14 protein-coding genes are annotated in these 16075 nt (G+C 71.1%); 8 read left to right on the top strand and 6 right to left on the bottom strand.

Annotation, left to right across the window (positions count from 1 at the left end):
- Positions 1-32 precede the first annotated feature (32 nt).
- The gene (locus tag OHN19_RS16570) at positions 33-1808 is read left to right on the top strand and encodes a GMC family oxidoreductase (RefSeq protein WP_330264944.1); all 1776 of its coding nucleotides are present in this window, start codon (positions 33-35) and stop codon (positions 1806-1808) included.
- Between the two features lie 120 nt (positions 1809-1928).
- On the opposite strand, the gene OHN19_RS16565 is transcribed toward OHN19_RS16570, so the two are convergent.
- Entirely contained in the window at positions 1929-2957 is a 1029-nt protein-coding gene (locus OHN19_RS16565; RefSeq protein WP_330264943.1) for an LPXTG cell wall anchor domain-containing protein, read from the bottom strand.
- A 210-nt stretch (positions 2958-3167) separates the two neighbouring features.
- Between OHN19_RS16565 and OHN19_RS16560 the strand changes: the two genes are divergently transcribed.
- Entirely contained in the window at positions 3168-4268 is a 1101-nt protein-coding gene (locus OHN19_RS16560; RefSeq protein WP_330264942.1) for a hypothetical protein, read from the top strand.
- Positions 4269-4851: 583 nt separating this feature from the next.
- On the opposite strand, the gene OHN19_RS16555 is transcribed toward OHN19_RS16560, so the two are convergent.
- Positions 4852-5106 (bottom strand): chorismate mutase, encoded by a 255-nt coding sequence (locus OHN19_RS16555; RefSeq protein WP_330264941.1) that lies wholly within the window; start codon positions 5104-5106, stop codon positions 4852-4854.
- 534 nt (positions 5107-5640) lie between these two features.
- Between OHN19_RS16555 and guaA the strand changes: the two genes are divergently transcribed.
- Positions 5641-7215 carry a glutamine-hydrolyzing GMP synthase gene (gene guaA / locus OHN19_RS16550; protein ID WP_330264940.1) on the top strand — a complete coding sequence of 525 codons (1575 nt, stop codon included), beginning with the start codon at positions 5641-5643 and terminating at the stop codon, positions 7213-7215.
- 16 nt (positions 7216-7231) lie between these two features.
- Here the strand turns inward: guaA and OHN19_RS16545 are convergent, their stop codons facing one another.
- Positions 7232-7729 (bottom strand): pyridoxamine 5'-phosphate oxidase family protein, encoded by a 498-nt coding sequence (locus OHN19_RS16545; protein ID WP_330264939.1) that lies wholly within the window; start codon positions 7727-7729, stop codon positions 7232-7234.
- 139 nt (positions 7730-7868) lie between these two features.
- On the opposite strand from OHN19_RS16545, the gene OHN19_RS16540 reads away from it, so the two are divergent.
- Positions 7869-8675, top strand: a complete 807-nt coding sequence (locus tag OHN19_RS16540) for a class II aldolase/adducin family protein (protein WP_330264938.1) — start codon at positions 7869-7871, stop codon at positions 8673-8675.
- A gap of 38 nt (positions 8676-8713) precedes the next feature.
- On the opposite strand, the gene OHN19_RS16535 is transcribed toward OHN19_RS16540, so the two are convergent.
- A complete protein-coding gene (locus OHN19_RS16535) occupies positions 8714-9613 on the bottom strand; it encodes a DUF4429 domain-containing protein (RefSeq protein ID WP_330264937.1) in 900 nt (299 codons plus the stop codon).
- A 221-nt stretch (positions 9614-9834) separates the two neighbouring features.
- Between OHN19_RS16535 and OHN19_RS16530 the strand changes: the two genes are divergently transcribed.
- Together OHN19_RS16530 and OHN19_RS16525 are read left to right on the top strand one after the other, a co-directional pair.
- Positions 9835-11124: a hypothetical protein gene (locus OHN19_RS16530; RefSeq protein WP_330264936.1), complete on the top strand. Its 1290-nt coding sequence runs from the start codon at positions 9835-9837 to the stop codon at positions 11122-11124.
- 452 nt (positions 11125-11576) lie between these two features.
- A complete protein-coding gene (locus tag OHN19_RS16525) occupies positions 11577-12107 on the top strand; it encodes a DoxX family protein (RefSeq protein WP_330264935.1) in 531 nt (176 codons plus the stop codon).
- Positions 12108-12159: 52 nt separating this feature from the next.
- Here OHN19_RS16525 and OHN19_RS16520 read toward each other — a convergent pair whose 3' ends face one another.
- The gene (locus OHN19_RS16520) at positions 12160-12417 is read right to left on the bottom strand and encodes a hypothetical protein (protein ID WP_330264934.1); all 258 of its coding nucleotides are present in this window, start codon (positions 12415-12417) and stop codon (positions 12160-12162) included.
- A complete protein-coding gene (locus OHN19_RS16515) occupies positions 12404-13891 on the bottom strand; it encodes a PspC domain-containing protein (RefSeq protein ID WP_330264933.1) in 1488 nt (495 codons plus the stop codon). Before OHN19_RS16515 ends, OHN19_RS16520 begins: the two co-directional genes overlap by 14 nt.
- 178 nt (positions 13892-14069) lie before the next feature.
- Here OHN19_RS16515 and OHN19_RS16510 point away from each other — a divergent pair, with 178 nt between their 5' ends.
- Complete coding sequence (locus OHN19_RS16510) at positions 14070-15362, top strand: PspC domain-containing protein (RefSeq protein WP_123765133.1); 1293 nt, start codon at positions 14070-14072, stop codon at positions 15360-15362.
- Positions 15359-16069, top strand: coding sequence for a response regulator transcription factor (locus tag OHN19_RS16505; protein ID WP_330264932.1), 711 nt, complete (start codon positions 15359-15361; stop codon positions 16067-16069). Before OHN19_RS16510 ends, OHN19_RS16505 begins: the two co-directional genes overlap by 4 nt.
- The last annotated feature ends 6 nt before the right edge of the window (positions 16070-16075 follow it).

Below are 16075 nucleotides of genomic sequence, written 5' to 3'. Positions count from 1 at the left end.
CCCCAGACGAACGTTCTCAACGAGGAGAGCACGTGCCCCAGGACACCTACGATTACGACGTCATAGTCGTCGGCTCCGGCTTCGGCGGCAGCGTCACCGCCCTGCGCCTCACGGAGAAGGGCTACCGCGTAGGTGTCCTGGAAGCCGGCCGCCGCTTCACCCGCGAGACCCTGCCCAGGAACTCCTGGGACCTGAAGAACTACCTCTGGGCCCCCAAGCTCGGCATGTACGGCATCCAGCGCATCCACCTGCTCGGCAATGTCATGGTCCTCGCGGGCGCGGGCGTCGGCGGCGGTTCCCTCAACTACGCCAACACCCTCTACGTCCCCCCGAAGCCCTTCTTCGAGGACCCCCAGTGGCGTGACATCACCGACTGGCAGGAGGAGCTCAAGCCGTACTACGACCAGGCCCGCCGCATGCTCGGCGTCCGGCTCAACCCGACGATGACCCCCTCCGACGTCCACCTCAAGGCGGCCGCCGAACGGATGGGCGTCGGCGACACCTTCCACATGGCCCCGGTCGGCGTCTTCTTCGGCGACGGCGAGGACGCGGACGGCACGCGCAAGGCAGCCCCCGGCCAGCAGGTCGAGGACCCGTACTTCGGTGGCGCCGGCCCCTCCCGCAAGGCGTGCGTGGAGTGCGGCGAGTGCATGACCGGCTGCCGGCACGGCGCCAAGAACACCCTCAACGAGAACTACCTCCACCTCGCCGAGAAGGCGGGCGCGGTGGTCCACCCCCTCACCACCGTCGTCTCGGTCACCGACGACTCCCAGGGCGGCTACGCGGTCGCGACCCTCCCCACCGACGACCGCAAGGCCAAGGGCCGCACCTTCAAGGCCCGCCAGGTCGTCCTCGCCGCCGGCACCTACGGCACCCAGACCCTCCTGCACCGCATGAAGGCGGGCGGACAGCTGCCGTACATCTCGGAGAAGCTGGGCGAGCTCACCCGCACCAACTCCGAGGCCCTGGTGGGCGCCCAGACCGACAACCGCCGCTACCGCAAGGCCACCGGCACGCCCAAGGTCGACTTCACCCGGGGTGTCGCCATCACGTCCTCCATCCACCCGGACGAGAACACCCACATCGAGCCGGTCCGCTACGGCAAGGGCTCCAACTCGATGGGCGGCCTCTCGATCCTCCAAGTGCCGTACGCGGAAGGCTCGTCGAGGGTCATGGGCTGGCTCGCGAACGCCGCGAAGCACCCCCTGCTCGTCCTGCGCTCCCTCTCCAACCGCCGTTGGTCGGAGCGGACCATCATCGGCCTGGTCATGCAGTCGCTGGACAACTCCCTGACGACGTACCTGAAGCCGGACGGCGTAGGCAAGGGCCTGCTCACCGCCCGCCAGGGCCACGGCGCCCCCAACCCCAAGCAGATCAAGGCCGCTTCGGAGGCCGCGTCCGCCGTCGCCGCCGACATCAACGGCTTCGCCGGCTCCAACGTCGGCGAGCTCATGGGCACCCCCCTCACCGCCCACTTCCTCGGCGGCTGCGCCATCGGCTCCTCCCGCGAGACCGGCGTCATCGACCCGTACCACCGGCTCTACGGCCACCCCGGGATCTCGGTCGTGGACGGCGCCGCGGTCTCCGCGAACCTCGGCGTGAACCCCTCGCTGACCATCACCGCGCAGGCAGAGCGCGCGATGTCGTTCTGGCCCAACAAGGGCGAGCAGGACCCGCGTCCGGCCCAGGGCGAGGCGTACGAGCGCCTCAACCCCGTCGAGCCCAAGTCCCCGGCGGTCCCGGCGGAGGCCTTCGGCGCGCTGAAGCTGCCGTTCCTGGGGATACCGGCGGTCCCGAAGAAGTCGTAGCGCCGGAAAAGACCGCAGAGCCGTACGGAACAAGAAGAAGGACCTGCACCCCCCTCCGAGCGCAGGTCCTTCTCTTTTTCTTGCGTCAAGCTGTGTTTACGGCTTTTGCGGCGCTACGACTCAGGCGTGGGCGCCGGTCGCACCCTTGCGCCGCTTCATCGCGAAGACCACACCGGTACCGGCGACGACGGCGAATCCGCCGACCAGGCCGATGACCGGCAGGGCCGAGCCGGCACCGGTGTCGGCGAGCTTGCCGTCCACGTCGACGTCGTTGACGTCCGAGATGGCGCTCTTGCCGCCGGTCTGCGGCTTGGCGTCGCCCGGCTTGCCCGCGTCGGAGCCGGCCGGCAGGACCTCGAAGTAGTAGATGCCGTAGTTCTCGTCCTCGGAGACCCAGCAGCCCTGCTCGTCGGAGTACTCGGCGAGGCCGATGGCGATGCCGATCGCGCTCGGCACCTCACGGTCGACCTTCACCCGCAGCTGGTAGCTGACGGAGTCGCCGCCGTCCAGGCTGAAGGAGTTGAACGCGCCGCCCTCGCCGAACTGGGTGGCCACGTCGACCCAGGAGCCGCCCTTCTTCACCTGCACGGTGACCAGGTCGCTGTAGTCCTTCTCGAAGTCCCAGTCGACCGCGCCGACACCGAGGTAGGGCTGGATGCCCTTGATGGTGTCGTCACCGGAGTTGTTCACGTTGAACTTGAAGTTCGTCCAGCCGCTGCCCGCCACGATGGACTCGGGCAGACCGGTCAGCGAGCTGTGCAGCACGTCGCTGTCCTCGATGACCGGGTCGCCGTCCTCGTCGACCGTGCACTCGTCGCCGGGCTCGCCGCTCTCGCTCGCGGAGGGGCTGCTGGTGGCGGAGGCCGAGCCGGTGGGGCTCGTCGAGGGGCTGCTGCTGGTGGTGGCCGAGCTGGAGGCGCCGGTGGTCGGGCTGCCGGTCGCGGGCGTGGTCGCCGGGTCAGCCGGGGTCGAGTCCGGGGCCGCCGGGGTGCTCGCGGGGTCGGTCGGGGTGGCGTCGGCGGCGGGCGTGCTCTCGGCCGCGGTCGGCGTGGGGGTCTCGTCCGCGAACGCGCTGGGCGCGGCGAACAGGGCCAGCGGCGCTATCGCGGCGGTCGCGGCCGCGGCGGCCAGTGCACGACGAAGCTTCATGAAGACCTCGGAAGTCAGGTGTGCTGCGCTGTCCGCAACACGCGTAGGAGGCCTCCGCGTGTGGGGCGCGGGTGGGGCCCGTGGTTCGTGAGGTTTGATCCACGCCGAGCGGGAAAGGTTGTGCGGTCATTCACAGAAAACTTATGTGGCCTGAGTCACATACCAGTTCGCCTTGTGAACACGCTTTCTGAGGCCCTAGAACTGACCCACGTGTCAGAAGACCCCAAGATCCCGGATGACGTCTGGGAACAATTCGCCCGTGACACCGAACGGGACATCAAGGACTCCGCCCCCAAGGAGCCTTCCGCGCGCGCCCGTGAAGTGGCCGAGCGGCTGCGGCGCCAGGAAGCGCGCGGGGAGCTGCCCGAGGGCTGGCGCACCGGGCCCGCCTGGCAGCAGAAGAAGAGCCGACGGGGCCTGTGGGGCGTCCTCGGCGTCGCCCTCGCGGTCGTGGTGGCCGTCGTGGCGGTGAAGCCGTCGCTGGTGCCGGGTGACCCCTTCGGCAGCGGGACGAGCTCGGAGTCCGCCTCCTCCCCGCTGCCCGAGGAGACCGCGGCCCCGACCACGGCCCCGGGTGCCGTGGACCCCGAGATCCCCACCCTGGACGACCCCTTCGCCGGCTCGCCGGCCAAGCAGTGGGCCGACGGCGAGGCCGGGATCGTCGTACCGAAGGCGAAGGCCGTCGCAGGTCAGTCCGCGGCCAAGGTCGGCCAGGCCCTGGAGCTGACCAGGAAGCTCCTGGTCGAGTCCAACCTCGACACGGGCACCCTGCGCGGCGAACGTCCCACCGAGGCGCTGTCCCTCCTGGACCCCAAGCAGGACGACGTCCTCAAGCGGCTCAAGACCGGCCTGAGCAAGCCGGACAAGGACCACGACCCGCTGTCGATGTTCAGCCGCTTCGACCCCGCCGAGGTCCGGCTGGCCGGTGACGTGGTCAAGCTGCGGGGCCGGATGACGTTCAAGGCGGGCGAGCACGCCTCGGTGGCCGTGCACGCCGACTACACCTTCGTCTACCCGGTCGTGCGCACCGACGGCACCACCGAGGTGACCCGCACGATCGTCCGCCGGGTCCTCGACGTCGAACTCCCCGACCCGACGAAGTACCAGGTCACCCCGGGCAAGCTCACCGTCCTGCGCTACGAGGAGAGCGCCGGCAACACCTCGTGCGACGTGTACGACGGCTTCCTGCACCCGGAGTTCTCCTCGACGGAGCCCACCGACCCGGCGCCCTCGGGGCCGACCCGGGACCCGTACGACCGCAGCGAGGACATCGGCCGGGCCAAGGACTGCGGGACGGTGTCCCGGGTCTGACCGCCCCCTGCTTGCAAGCAGGCGAAGGGCCCCGCGGGACGGAGCCGCGGGGCCCTTCTTTCGTCAGCACCGACGTCAGGGCAGCGCCGGTGCCTGGGAGCGGCGCCGGGGGGTTGCGCCGCTTGCTCCTGGCGCCCTGGTCACCTGCCGTGCCCACGGTCGGCGCCCCGGCGCACAAGGGGCGCACGGATGGTCTGGACCTCTGGCAGTCAGGCGACGCAGAACGAATGCAGTTGTCTACGGCGGGACTTGGGGGCTTTCTAGGCATCGTGCTGGATGGACGCGGCCTCCGCAATGGTTTGGCCCAGCTTTGGCCCAGCCTCGTGCCGGTACTTGTCCCGCCGGCCGGCCCCGGGCGTCCCCGGAGCCGACCGTTCTCTTGGGTGACCGGGCTGCTGTCCCCTGCCGTCCGGTCACTTCCTGGAGCGAGGTCCCACGACGCACGGCACGTTCCGTACGTCTCATCGCTCCAGCGAGCCACGCGTGGTTCTGTCGGGCCCGCCCCTGGCTGGCACGGACACCACGACCAACGAGGCGGTCCGGGCGGCGGTCACGCGCCGTACGGGTGAGGCGGGCCCCGAACTCAGATGCGACCCCTGCACAGTTCGAGGAGCGTCATCGCGAGGCTCGTGCCGGGCTTGCCGAGCGCGTCCCGGTAGCGGCCGAGGATCTCCATCTCGCGGGCGAGGTGCACGCGCCGGCCTCCGGAGGCGATACGGGTCTGCTGGACGACGGCCGAGACGGCCATCCGTTCCTGGATCAGACCGAGGATCCGGTCGTCGAGGGCGTCGATGCGCTCACGGGCGTCGGCGATGGTGGTTTCCGGGGTGGTGGTCATACAGGGCTCCTCGGTGGGGTGGGTGCCCCGGAGCGGCAAGGTCCGGAAAACACCAGGCGCCCCGGACCTTGTCGGCCCGGGGCGCCTGGGAAGTCGCTTGTCAGTTGCTCAAGCAGCACGACCATGGCAGCCGGCGGGCCGGGTGCCATAGGTAAACAAGTAGGTCGTCTGCGGGAGCATGGCAGCAGTATGCCGGGCCCCACGACAGCGTCCAACCCGGTTCGCATCCTGAGACCGGGCCGCTGCCGGTTCCGGCGGACCGGGCCGGCTGCCGGGTAGCGGCCCGACTGCCAGGTACGGCGGAGGAGCCGGCTGCCAGGTACGGCGGAGGAGCCGGCTGCCAGCTAGCGGACCGGCCGCCGCCGACTGCAGCGGAGCCCGGCCGAGCGGGCCCGGTGGGGGCGGCTTCGAGGTGGGGCGGGGCCCGCGACGCCCGCACAGATCCGCCGGACCGGCACTCGCCCCCGAACCGGTCCTGTGGGTCCCGGTAGACTCGGCCCCACACACACCTCGCTCACCGCCGGAAGGCAACCCGTGTCATCAGCGACCCCAGCCGCCCCCGACACCGTCCTGGTCGTCGACTTCGGCGCGCAGTACGCCCAGCTCATCGCCCGCCGCGTCCGCGAGGCCCGGGTCTACAGCGAGATCGTGCCGAGCACCATGCCGGTCGCGGAGATGCTCGCCAAGAACCCGGCGGCGATCATCCTCTCCGGCGGCCCCTCCTCCGTGTACGCGGAGGGCGCCCCCCGCCTGGACCGCGAGCTCTTCGAGTCCGGCGTCCCGGTCTTCGGCATGTGCTACGGCTTCCAGCTGATGGCCACCACCCTCGGCGGCACCGTCGACAACACCGGCGCCCGCGAGTACGGCCGTACGCCGCTGCACGTCTCGAAGTCCGGCTCCACCCTCTTCGAGGGCACCCCCGACGAGCAGTCGGTGTGGATGTCCCACGGCGACGCCTGCTCCGCCGCCCCCGAGGGCTTCACCGTGACCGCGTCCACCGACGTCGTCCCGGTCGCCGCCTTCGAGAACGACGAGAAGAAGCTCTACGGCGTCCAGTACCACCCCGAGGTCATGCACTCCACGCACGGCCAGCAGGTCCTGGAGCACTTCCTGTACCGGGGCGCCGGCCTGAAGCCCGACTGGACCACCGGCAACGTGATCGAGGAGCAGGTCGCCGCGATCCGCGAGCAGGTCGGCGACAAGCGCGCGATCTGCGGCCTGTCCGGCGGCGTGGACTCCGCCGTGGCCGCCGCCCTCGTCGCGCGCGCCATCGGCGACCAGCTGACCTGCGTGTACGTCGACCACGGTCTGATGCGCAAGGGCGAGACGGAGCAGGTCGAGAAGGACTTCGTGGCCGCGACCGGCGTCAAGCTGGTCGTCGTCGACGCGGAGGAGCGCTTCCTCACCGCCCTCAAGGGTGTCTCGGACCCCGAGGAGAAGCGGAAGATCATCGGCCGCGAGTTCATCCGGGTCTTCGAGCAGGCGCAGGCCGAGATCATCGCGGACGAGGGTCCGGCGGTGGAGTTCCTCGTCCAGGGCACCCTCTACCCGGACGTGGTCGAGTCCGGTGGCGGCACCGGCACGGCGAACATCAAGTCGCACCACAACGTGGGCGGGCTCCCGGAGGACCTGGAGTTCCAGCTCATCGAGCCGCTGCGCAAGCTGTTCAAGGACGAGGTCCGGATGGTCGGCCAGGAGCTGGGGCTCCCGGACGAGATCGTCCAGCGGCAGCCCTTCCCGGGCCCCGGCCTCGGCATCCGGATCGTCGGCGAGGTCACCAAGGAGCGCCTCGACCTGCTGCGCGACGCCGACGCCATCGCCCGCGAGGAGCTCACGGCGGCCGGCCTGGACCGGGACATCTGGCAGTGCCCGGTCGTCCTGCTCGCCGACGTCCGCTCGGTCGGCGTCCAGGGCGACGGCCGCACCTACGGCCACCCGATCGTCCTGCGCCCGGTCTCCTCCGAGGACGCCATGACGGCCGACTGGTCGCGACTGCCGTACGACGTCCTCGCGAAGATCTCGACGCGGATCACGAACGAGGTGGCCGACGTCAACCGCGTGGTGCTCGACGTGACGTCGAAGCCGCCGGGCACCATCGAGTGGGAGTAGGCAGCCCTCTTGCAGGTCAGGTCCGCTTGAGAGTGCGCACCGGCTCTCCGGGCTTCCAGACCTGGACGACCAGGTACTTCTCGTCCTCGACGTAGGTCCGCACGACCTCCGTCAGCTCGGTGCGGAAGAGGTGGAACGGCTCCGGCGGTTCCACCTCTTCGCCGTACGCGGCCTTGGTCGCCGGGTCGGTGACCTCGCTCGCGCGACCGCTGATCCGCACGTCCCCGCCGCCCATCGTCTGCCCCTCGCCGGGATTGGCCTGGAGGGCGAAGCGGGGGTCGCGCAGGAGGTCGAGGGCCTTGAGCGAGTCCGGCATCATGCCGAGCCACAGCTCGCCGTTCAGGAAACGCACCTCCAGGCCGGAGGTGCGGGGTGAACCGTCCTTGCGCAGGGTCGCGAGGACGTGGTGGGTGCTGTGCTCTGCGGGGGACACCCCCGCACCCCCGCCGCCGAAGCGCTCCTCGACGGTCTTGGCCAGGTCGGGTTCCGCGGCGGAGAAAGCTGCCCAGTTCATAGCCGACAGTGTTCCGTCGATACCCGACATCTTCTGTCTGATATCCACCGGGTACGCCATCTTTACAAAACAGCCCTGTTCTCTTGCGCTGACCGAAGGTAACTTCCGCCCCGTAAGCCACCCAGTGCCGGAGGACCATATGCACGGGACACCCCTCGGGCCCACTCCGCCGATGCCGGTGCCCACCGAGAAGCTCCAGTTCGCGATGCCGCCGATGCACGACTCCGTCGAGGAGGAACGCCGGCACCGCAAGGAGCGGCTCGCCGGCGCGCTGCGGAACTTCGGACGGCTCGGCTTCGAGGACGGCGTCTCCGGACACATCACCGCCCGCGACCCGGAGTTCACCGACTGCTTCTGGGTCAACCCCTTCGGCATGCCCTTCAAGCACGTCACCGTGAGCGACCTGGTGCTCGCCAACTCCGACGGGCAGGTGCTCGACGGCCGGCACCACGTCAACCAGGCGGCGTTCACCGTGCACTCCCAGGTGCACGCCGCCCGCCCGGACGTCGTCGCCGTCGCCCACTGCCACTCCGTGCACGGCCGGGCGCTGGCCGCCCTAGGTGAACTCCTCGACCCCATCACCCAGGAGAGCTGCGCCTTCTACGAGGACCACGCGCTCTACGACACCTACACCGGAGTCGCCGTCGACGCCGAGGAGGGCCGCCGGATCGCCACCGCGCTCGGTTCCCGCAAGGCCCTGGTCCTGCGCAACCACGGGCTGCTCACCGTCGGGGACTCGGTGGACGCGGCGGCCTGGTGGTTCGTGTCGATGGAACGCTCCAGCCAGGTGCAGCTGACGGCCCGGGCGGCGGGCCGCCCCGTGCTCATCGACCACCGGGCGGCGGTCGCGACAAGGGAACAGCTGGGCGGGGACCTGGTGGCCTGGATCAACTACCAGCCGATGTGGCAGGACATCAGCCGCAGCGAGCCGGATCTGCTGTCGTGACGGATCTTCTGTCGTGACGCCCGGGTGCTCCGGGGTCCTCAGAAACCCCGGAGCACGGCCGCCTTCGTCAGGGCGAACTCCTCGTCCGTGAGCACCCCTTCACGGTGCAGCTCGCCCAACTCCCGCAGCCTGCGCAGCAGTACGTCGTGATGGTCGGCCGGCGGCGGTACGGCGGACGCCGTCAGCCGGGGGCGGTCGGCGCGCTCGTCGTCGTACTCGAGGCCGCCCCGGGTGGACGGGTGCGGGAGTCTCGCCGTGACGGCCGTCGCGACCAGCGCCGTGAGCAGGTCGCGGCGGGTGCTGCCCCACAGGTCGAGGGCGTACGGGTCCTTCTCCGGCGGCAGCTTCGAGAACGACGTCTCACGGGTCACGAACCGCATGAACCCGTCCTCGTAACCGGAGTTGGGCAGCCACTCCACCTGGACCAGGTCGCCCACGTTGATGATCCGCGGACCGGTCGCGCGCTTGACGCGGTCGGAGGTGTCGGCCCAGTCGATACGGACCTGGATGCCGTCGAAGGACACCGTGCCGTCGGAGGAGCGCACCGAGACCGGGACCGGCGGGCCCGGGAGCAGATACGTCTTCGTCGGCTCCTTGGGGATCTGGTCCAGGAGGAGCGCGCGGCGGATCTCCTCGGCCACGTACTCGGCGACCCCCGCACGGTCGACGTCCACGGTCAGCCGGTACGGATCGGCCGGGTCCGGCAGCCGTCCGCCGGTCGCGTGCAGCAGCGGGTCCGCGCCCTCGCGCAGCCGCATCCTGAGCCGGCCGCGCTTGCGTTCCGGTTCGAACGCCACTCCCGCGATGGCCTCCAGAGGCACGGCGATCTCCCCGTACGTCTGCCGGAACAGCGGCACGGAGCGGTGGAGTCCCGGCGTGATCCTGACCGTTGTGCCGTCGAAGGCCCAGGTCCCGTCACGCTGGATGATCTCGGCCATACGGAAATTCTCGCAGCCGGGTCAACACGGCGGGTCCCGCTTCACCCGTCGCTTCACTTGCGCGGACCGGACCTGCCGGGTGGGGGAGGTGTGCTGTAGGGCACAATTCGCTGTCATCACGGGGGAGTTGTTCGGGGTTCTTCAGCGGGTGGCGCGGCCGGTCGGCCGTGAGGTCATGTGGGGCCGAAAGGCCAGGAGTCGTGGGAAGGCGGGCGTCGGGCGTGGCGGTGCAGGAAGCGAGACAGAGCGCGGCCGGGGGCGTGCCCCAAGGTGCGCACGACGGTGGCTGCACCTGTGGGGACTGTCCGCACGGGGCGCGGGCCGGGCACCGGCGTGCGGTCGCCGAATTCCTCCTGAAGCGGGACGAGTTCGCCGCCGGACAGGGGCTGCCGGCCGCCGTGGCGCACTCCGCGTCGGCCTCCCGGCAGTGGGTCTCCGAGGAGCTGACCCAGTCCGCGGAACTCGTGGCCGAACGCGGACGGGCCGAGGGCGCCGCCTGGCTCGCCCGGCTGTGGCGCCGCACGGCCTACGCGGTATGGGCCGCGGTCGTGGTCCTGCTGCTCGTCCAGGCACTGACCGCGATCGGCGCGGGGTGGACCGCGGCGCGTACGGCCGGCCTGCTCGCCGCGCTGCTCGTGGCCGGGGCGCTGACCGCCGCGTCCTGGTTCCACCGGGCCCGGGGCGGGGTGCTCGCGCCGGTGATCGGTGAGGACAACCGGCTGTCGACGTCACGGGCGGTCGCCGTGGCCTGGGTGCTGTTCGTCGCGTACGCCGTGCTGGTGCTGGTGGGGCGACTGGCCGCGGCCTCCTCCGGTGCGGAACGCGACGCGCTGATCTCCGGTCTCGAACTGGCCCGGGGCGCGGGTGTCGTGACCGTGCTCGCCGTGGTGTGCGGGATCGCCGTGCTGGTACGGCGCGTGGTCGGGCTGCGGGTGCTGGGCCAGCGCTTGCAGAAGGTGCGGGCGGACCGGCCGCGGGCCGCGGACCTGCTGACGGACGACTCCGGGCGGGGCAGCTTCGCCGACATCCAGTACGTCGTGATCGGCGCGGTCGCCCTGCTGTTCGCCTGCGTGCGGCTGGCCCGGCGGCCGGACCAGCTGCCCGATCTGCCGTGGGGGCTCGCGGTAGTGGTGCTGGTGTCCGCGGCGACGTATGTGGCGGGCAAGTACGCGGAGGGCGGGCGACCGGTGATCCTCTCCGTGGTGCGCTCACGCGAGGCGGGCGACCTGGACGGTCCCATCCGCACCGGGGACGACATCGAGATCCGGGGCGCCGGGTTCGTGCCGCCGGGGGCGCAGCGGGCGGATCGGCTGGCGCGGATGGTGGTACGGATCGGTCCGGTGAACGTCCATGTGCCGCTGGTGCCGGTGGCCGGGGGCTTCAGCAACCCCACGGACGAGGTACTGACCGTCCCGGTGCCGGCGGATGTGGAGCCGGGGCGGGTGGAGGTGCAGGTGGTGACTGCGGCGGGGGTGGAGACGAATCGCTATGCGATCGATGTGACGGACTGAGGGGTTGTGGGGTCCGGTGCGGGTGGTGTGGGCGGGCGTTTTTGCGCAGTTCCCCGCGCCCCTGAGAGGCCTGCGGCGGCCCGTTGCGGTGTGGTGGGGGCGCGTGTAGCGCGTGAGGTTCGGTGGATGAGCCGGTGCCGGGTTGGGGGTCAAAGATGCGCCCACCGTCCCCACCCAGGGGCGCGGGGAACTGCGCGACCAGCCACAACGCACCTGTAGCCGCACCACAACCGAACCCGGCACCCCCTTAGGCGCTCGGCCCAAGCCCAGCGCAGCGGGGGCGCGGGGAACTGCGCGACGAGCCCCCACCGGGCCGCAGCCGCCAGACGACCGAACCCGGCACCCCCCGAGGCGCTCAAAAACTCGTCCGAACGGAATTGAGCACCGCGGCCCCTCCGTGCGTATCGTCTTGTGAGGGGTCTCGGCACGCTGGTGAGAGGCGGCTCGGAGCGATGACTCATAGTTTTCGTACGGACACGCACGCCCCCTATTACGACGAGCAACGGTCCTGGCGGGACAGCATCAGCCAGTACGCCCTGCTTCCGCTGCGCATCTTCCTGGGCGTCACCTTCATCTACGCCGGCCTGGACAAACTGACCGACAGTGCCTTCATGAAGGACTCCGGCTCGGGCTCCATCGGCGACATGATGCGCAGCGTGCGGGACTCCTCGGCGATCCCCGCCCTGGTCGACCTGTCCCTGAAGAACCCCGTCGGCTTCGGCTACGCCATCGCTCTCGGTGAACTCGCCGTGGGCATCGGCACCCTGCTCGGCATCCTCGCCCGCCTCGCCGCGCTCGGCGGCGCGTTGATCTCGCTCAGCCTGTGGCTGACCGTGAGCTGGGCGTCCGACCCCTACTACTACGGCAACGACCTCGCCTACCTGATGGCCTGGCTGCCCCTCGTCCTCGCGGGTGCCTCCGTCTTCTCCGTGGACGCCGCCTTGCGGGCCCGACGACGGCAGCGGGCGGGAGGTTACCGGTAGCTCCGGTCGGCGGAGCTACCGGTGGCGAGACGGACGGCCCGCGGCTCAGCGGTCAGTGCGGTGAGGACGGTTGGGCCGTCTCCTCCGCCTCGGGCGGTGTGCTCGTACGGCGCCTGCCCCGTCGGCCGCGTATGGACCTGGTCAGCGATCCCACCGCGCCGGCGAGGAAGAGGCCGCCCACCACCATCGGGATCACCGCGAACCACGGCGTGTCCCACGCGTCGCCCGCGTCCCCGACGTAGGTGATGCCCGCGAGGGTGAGGAAGACGCCGGCGATCAGTCTCCCCGGCTGGAACTCATGACGCAGCACGGCGCACCTCCGCCTGTCCGATGCCGACCCGCAGGTCCAGGTCGAGCGTGCCGGCGTTCTTCGGGTCCGAGGTCGGTGGCAGGGTGACCTCCTTGCGCTTGCCCGGTTCCACGTCCACGTCCGCCTGGTCGTCGCCCGGCAACTGGATGTCGCCCACGCCCACGTCGATGCTCGCCTTCACGGTCACGTCCGGCGGTACGACGACCACCAGCCGGCCCACGCCCACGTCGGCCTGGGTCGTCACGGTCCGGCCCTTGGACAGATCCAGCTTGGTCAGGTCCAGGGTCCCCACCCCGGTGCCGAGTTCGTACTCCGGGCGGACGTCGGTCACCGCCGCCGGTTTCCAGGTCGTGCGGACCCAGTGGGTGGTGATGTCCTTCGGCAGGGCCGCCGAGGTGGCCAGCAGGCCGGCCGTGACGACCGCGAGGAAGACCGAGCCCGCTCCGGTCCGGCCGAGGAAGGAGCTGAGGGCTATACCGAGGCCGAAGACGATCAGCGCGCAGGCGAGGCCGGTCTGCAGACTGGTGCCGAGGGGATGCTCCTCCCAGGTCGCTCCGGTGCCCAGGCCGCCCGCCAGCAGGGCGAACAGGAAGATCCAGCCGCCGATCCAGCGCGGGCCGCGCGGCTTGGGCTGCCGGGTCTGGGCCGCGCGCAGGTCCTCGCGTCTGTTCCAAGGGGTGCCGAGGCCGATGTTGACGGCCGCCGCGATGTCACGCTCGCGGGAGTCCACGGGCCCCCACAGATAGCCCGTGCCGCCGACGTGGGTGCCGTCCTTGACGATGGGGTCGCGCCACCAGGAGGGGGAGCCGGCCGGCACCGGCGGGGCCTGCGCCTCCGGCGGGGCGTCGGCGACGGCCTGGGCGGCGAGCGGGTCCGGGTCGGGGGTGCCGCGGTTGCGCGACCAGTAGCCGGCGCCCGCGAGCAGCAGGGAGAGGACCACGGCGAAGGTCAGCACGCCGGTGTTGCTCAGCATGGTGAGGAAGACTCCGCAGCCGACCAGCGCGAACAGCACGCCGATCAGTGCCTGGCCGTCCACCCGGCCGGTGAGGAGCTTGCGCACTTCGTTCTCGTCCTCGTCGTCGTAGGGGACGAGGAGCCAGGCGAAGCCGTAGAAGATGAGACCGATGCCGCCGGTCGCCGACAGCACGGCGAGCGTGATCCGGAAGATCACCGGGTCCATGTCGCACTGCCGCCCGAGCCCGGCACACACCCCGGCGAGCTGCTTGTGCCGGCGGTCGCGCCGGAAGGCGAGGGGGGTGGCGGCGGGGCCGGATTCCGGGGCGGGGTCCTCGGTTGCGTGCGTGGCCGTGACCGTGGTCGGTGTCGTGCCTCCTTCTTTTTCTTTTCGCGCGCCCGCCTGCCCGTGCGTGCGCGCGTGCCCGCCGGTGTCGGTGGGGGCGCCCGCGCCGGGGCCGGTGCTCGGGTCCGGGCCTCCGCCGGATCCGGCGCCCGGGGCGTGCTGGTGATCTGTCATGTGTCCATGGTGACGGGCGCGAGGGCCCGGCGGGAGTCGGAACGACCCTGGCCGGACCCTGATATCGGCCCTGAGAGGGGGGAGGGAAGCGTTCGGAAGGCGCGCCGTTCGGAGATCAGGGGAGTCTCGGGGGCCAACCCTGATGCCCCCGCACCCCTGCCGTGTGACCATCGATGGCATGCCGGAAGCCGCAGCAGTGCCCCTCGTCGAACCGCGGCCGCCGCGCAAGCTCTACCGCAGCAGTGACGGACGCTGGCTGGGTGGTGTGGCGCGGGGGCTCGCCGGGCATCTCGGGCTGCCCGTCATCTGGGTGCGGCTCGTCTTCGTCGGCCTGTTCATGGCGGACGGCCTCGGCGCCCTGCTGTATGCCGCCTTCTGGTTCTTCGTGCCGCTCGGCGTCGGCGGGGTCGGAGGGCAGCGGCCACCCGCGCTGGTCACGACCGAGACCTCGCCGGACGGCCGCCGCAGACTGGTCGCCCGCCGCCCCGACCGGGGTCAGATCGTGGCCCTGCTGCTCATGGTCGTCGTGGCCATGGTCTTCGTCGGCAATGTCAATGTGGGCAACGGCGCGAAGGCCTACCTCTGGCCGGCCGTCCTCGTCGGCGCGGGCGTCGCCCTCGTCTGGCGCCAGGCGGACAATGCCCGCCGGGCCCGCTGGATGGAGGTCGGCCGCCGTCGGCGCACCTTGACCTTGCTGCGTGCCGCCGGTGGTGTCCTCCTGGTCACCGCGGGCGTCTCCGGGGTCTTCGTGCTCCAGGGTTCCGCTGCCCACCTCGGCTCCGTCCTCCAGGCGGCCCTCGCCGTCCTCGTCGGGATAACGCTGCTGGCGGGGCCGTATCTCGTCCGGATGACCCAGGACCTCTCCGAGGAGCGCCTGATGCGTATCCGCGCCCAGGAGCGCGCGGAGGTCGCCGCCCATGTCCACGACTCGGTGCTGCACACCCTGACCCTGATCCAGCGCAACGCGGAGAACGCGAGCGAGGTCCGCCGCCTCGCCCGCGCCCAGGAGCGCGACCTGCGCACCTGGCTCTACAAGCCCGAGGGCACCGGCAAGGACGAGGCCGACGAACCCACCGACCTCGCCGACGCGGTGCGGCGCAATGCCGCCGAGGTCGAGGACAAGCACGGCGTCCCCATCGAGGTCGTGGTCGTCGGCGACTGCCCGCTCGACGAGAGAACCAGTGCCCAGATGCAGGCCGCGCGCGAGGCGATGGTCAACGCCGCCAAGTACGGTGGCGAGGGCGGCGCCGTACAGGTCTATGCCGAAGTCGAGGGCAGGACGGTCTTCGTGTCCGTCCGGGACCGCGGTCCCGGCTTCGACCTCGACTCGATACCCGCCGACCGGATGGGTGTCAGACAATCGATCATCGGCCGCATGGAGCGCCATGGCGGCACGGCCCGGCTGCGCGCGGTGCCGGACGGCGGCACGGAGGTCGAGCTGGAGATGGAGAGGGCGGAGAAGACGTCATGAGCGACGAGGCGAACGGCACGGCGGAGGTCACCGGGGGCGCGGACGGGCGCCGGGTGCGCGTGGTCCTCGTCGACGACCACCGCATGTTCCGCACGGGCGTCCAGGCCGAGATCGGCCGGACCGAGGAGACCGGTGTCGAGGTCGTCGGGGAGGCCGCGGACGTCGAGCAGGCCGTCACCGTGATCACCGCGACCCGACCCGAGGTCGTCCTCCTCGACGTGCATCTGCCGGGCGGCGGCGGGGTCGAAGTGCTGCGCCGCTGCGCCCCGTTGATGGCCGACGCCGAGCAGCCCGTCCGCTTCCTCGCCCTGTCCGTCTCGGACGCGGCGGAGGACGTGATCGGGGTGATCCGGGGCGGTGCGCGCGGCTATGTGACGAAGACGATCACGGGCACGGATCTCGTCAACTCGGTCTTCCGCGTCCAGGAGGGCGACGCGGTGTTCTCCCCGAGGCTCGCCGGGTTCGTCCTGGACGCCTTCGCCTCGACCGACGCCCCGCCGGTCGACGAGGACCTCGACCGTCTCACCCAGCGCGAGCGCGAGGTGCTGAGGCTCATTGCGCGGGGCTACGCCTACAAGGAGATCGCCAAGCAGCTGTTCATCTCGGTGAAGACGGTCGAGTCCCATGTCTCGGCGGTGCTGCGGAAGTTGCAGCTGTCCAACCGTCATGAGCTGACGCGGTGGGCTACGGCACGCCGACTGGTCTGACGCACC

This window comes from Streptomyces griseorubiginosus (assembly GCF_036345115.1).
GTDB classification, from domain to species: domain Bacteria; phylum Actinomycetota; class Actinomycetes; order Streptomycetales; family Streptomycetaceae; genus Streptomyces; species Streptomyces griseorubiginosus_C.
Note: the sequence above shows the minus strand (reverse complement) of the source record. Positions and strands in the feature narration are given on the sequence as shown.

Excerpts from the sequence above, each read along its gene's own strand:
- OHN19_RS16565 (WP_330264943.1), bottom strand. The coding sequence starts at position 2,957 with ATGAAGCTTCGTCGTGCACTGGCCGCCGCGGCCGCGACCGCCGCGATA.
- OHN19_RS16525 (WP_330264935.1), top strand. The coding sequence starts at position 11,577 with ATGACTCATAGTTTTCGTACGGACACGCACGCCCCCTATTACGACGAG.
- OHN19_RS16535 (WP_330264937.1), bottom strand. The coding sequence starts at position 9,613 with ATGGCCGAGATCATCCAGCGTGACGGGACCTGGGCCTTCGACGGCACA.
- OHN19_RS16510 (WP_123765133.1), top strand. The coding sequence starts at position 14,070 with ATGCCGGAAGCCGCAGCAGTGCCCCTCGTCGAACCGCGGCCGCCGCGC.
- OHN19_RS16505 (WP_330264932.1), top strand. The coding sequence starts at position 15,359 with ATGAGCGACGAGGCGAACGGCACGGCGGAGGTCACCGGGGGCGCGGAC.
- OHN19_RS16545 (WP_330264939.1), bottom strand. The coding sequence starts at position 7,729 with ATGAACTGGGCAGCTTTCTCCGCCGCGGAACCCGACCTGGCCAAGACC.
- OHN19_RS16555 (WP_330264941.1), bottom strand. The coding sequence starts at position 5,106 with ATGACCACCACCCCGGAAACCACCATCGCCGACGCCCGTGAGCGCATC.
- OHN19_RS16540 (WP_330264938.1), top strand. The coding sequence starts at position 7,869 with ATGCACGGGACACCCCTCGGGCCCACTCCGCCGATGCCGGTGCCCACC.
- OHN19_RS16515 (WP_330264933.1), bottom strand. The coding sequence starts at position 13,891 with ATGACAGATCACCAGCACGCCCCGGGCGCCGGATCCGGCGGAGGCCCG.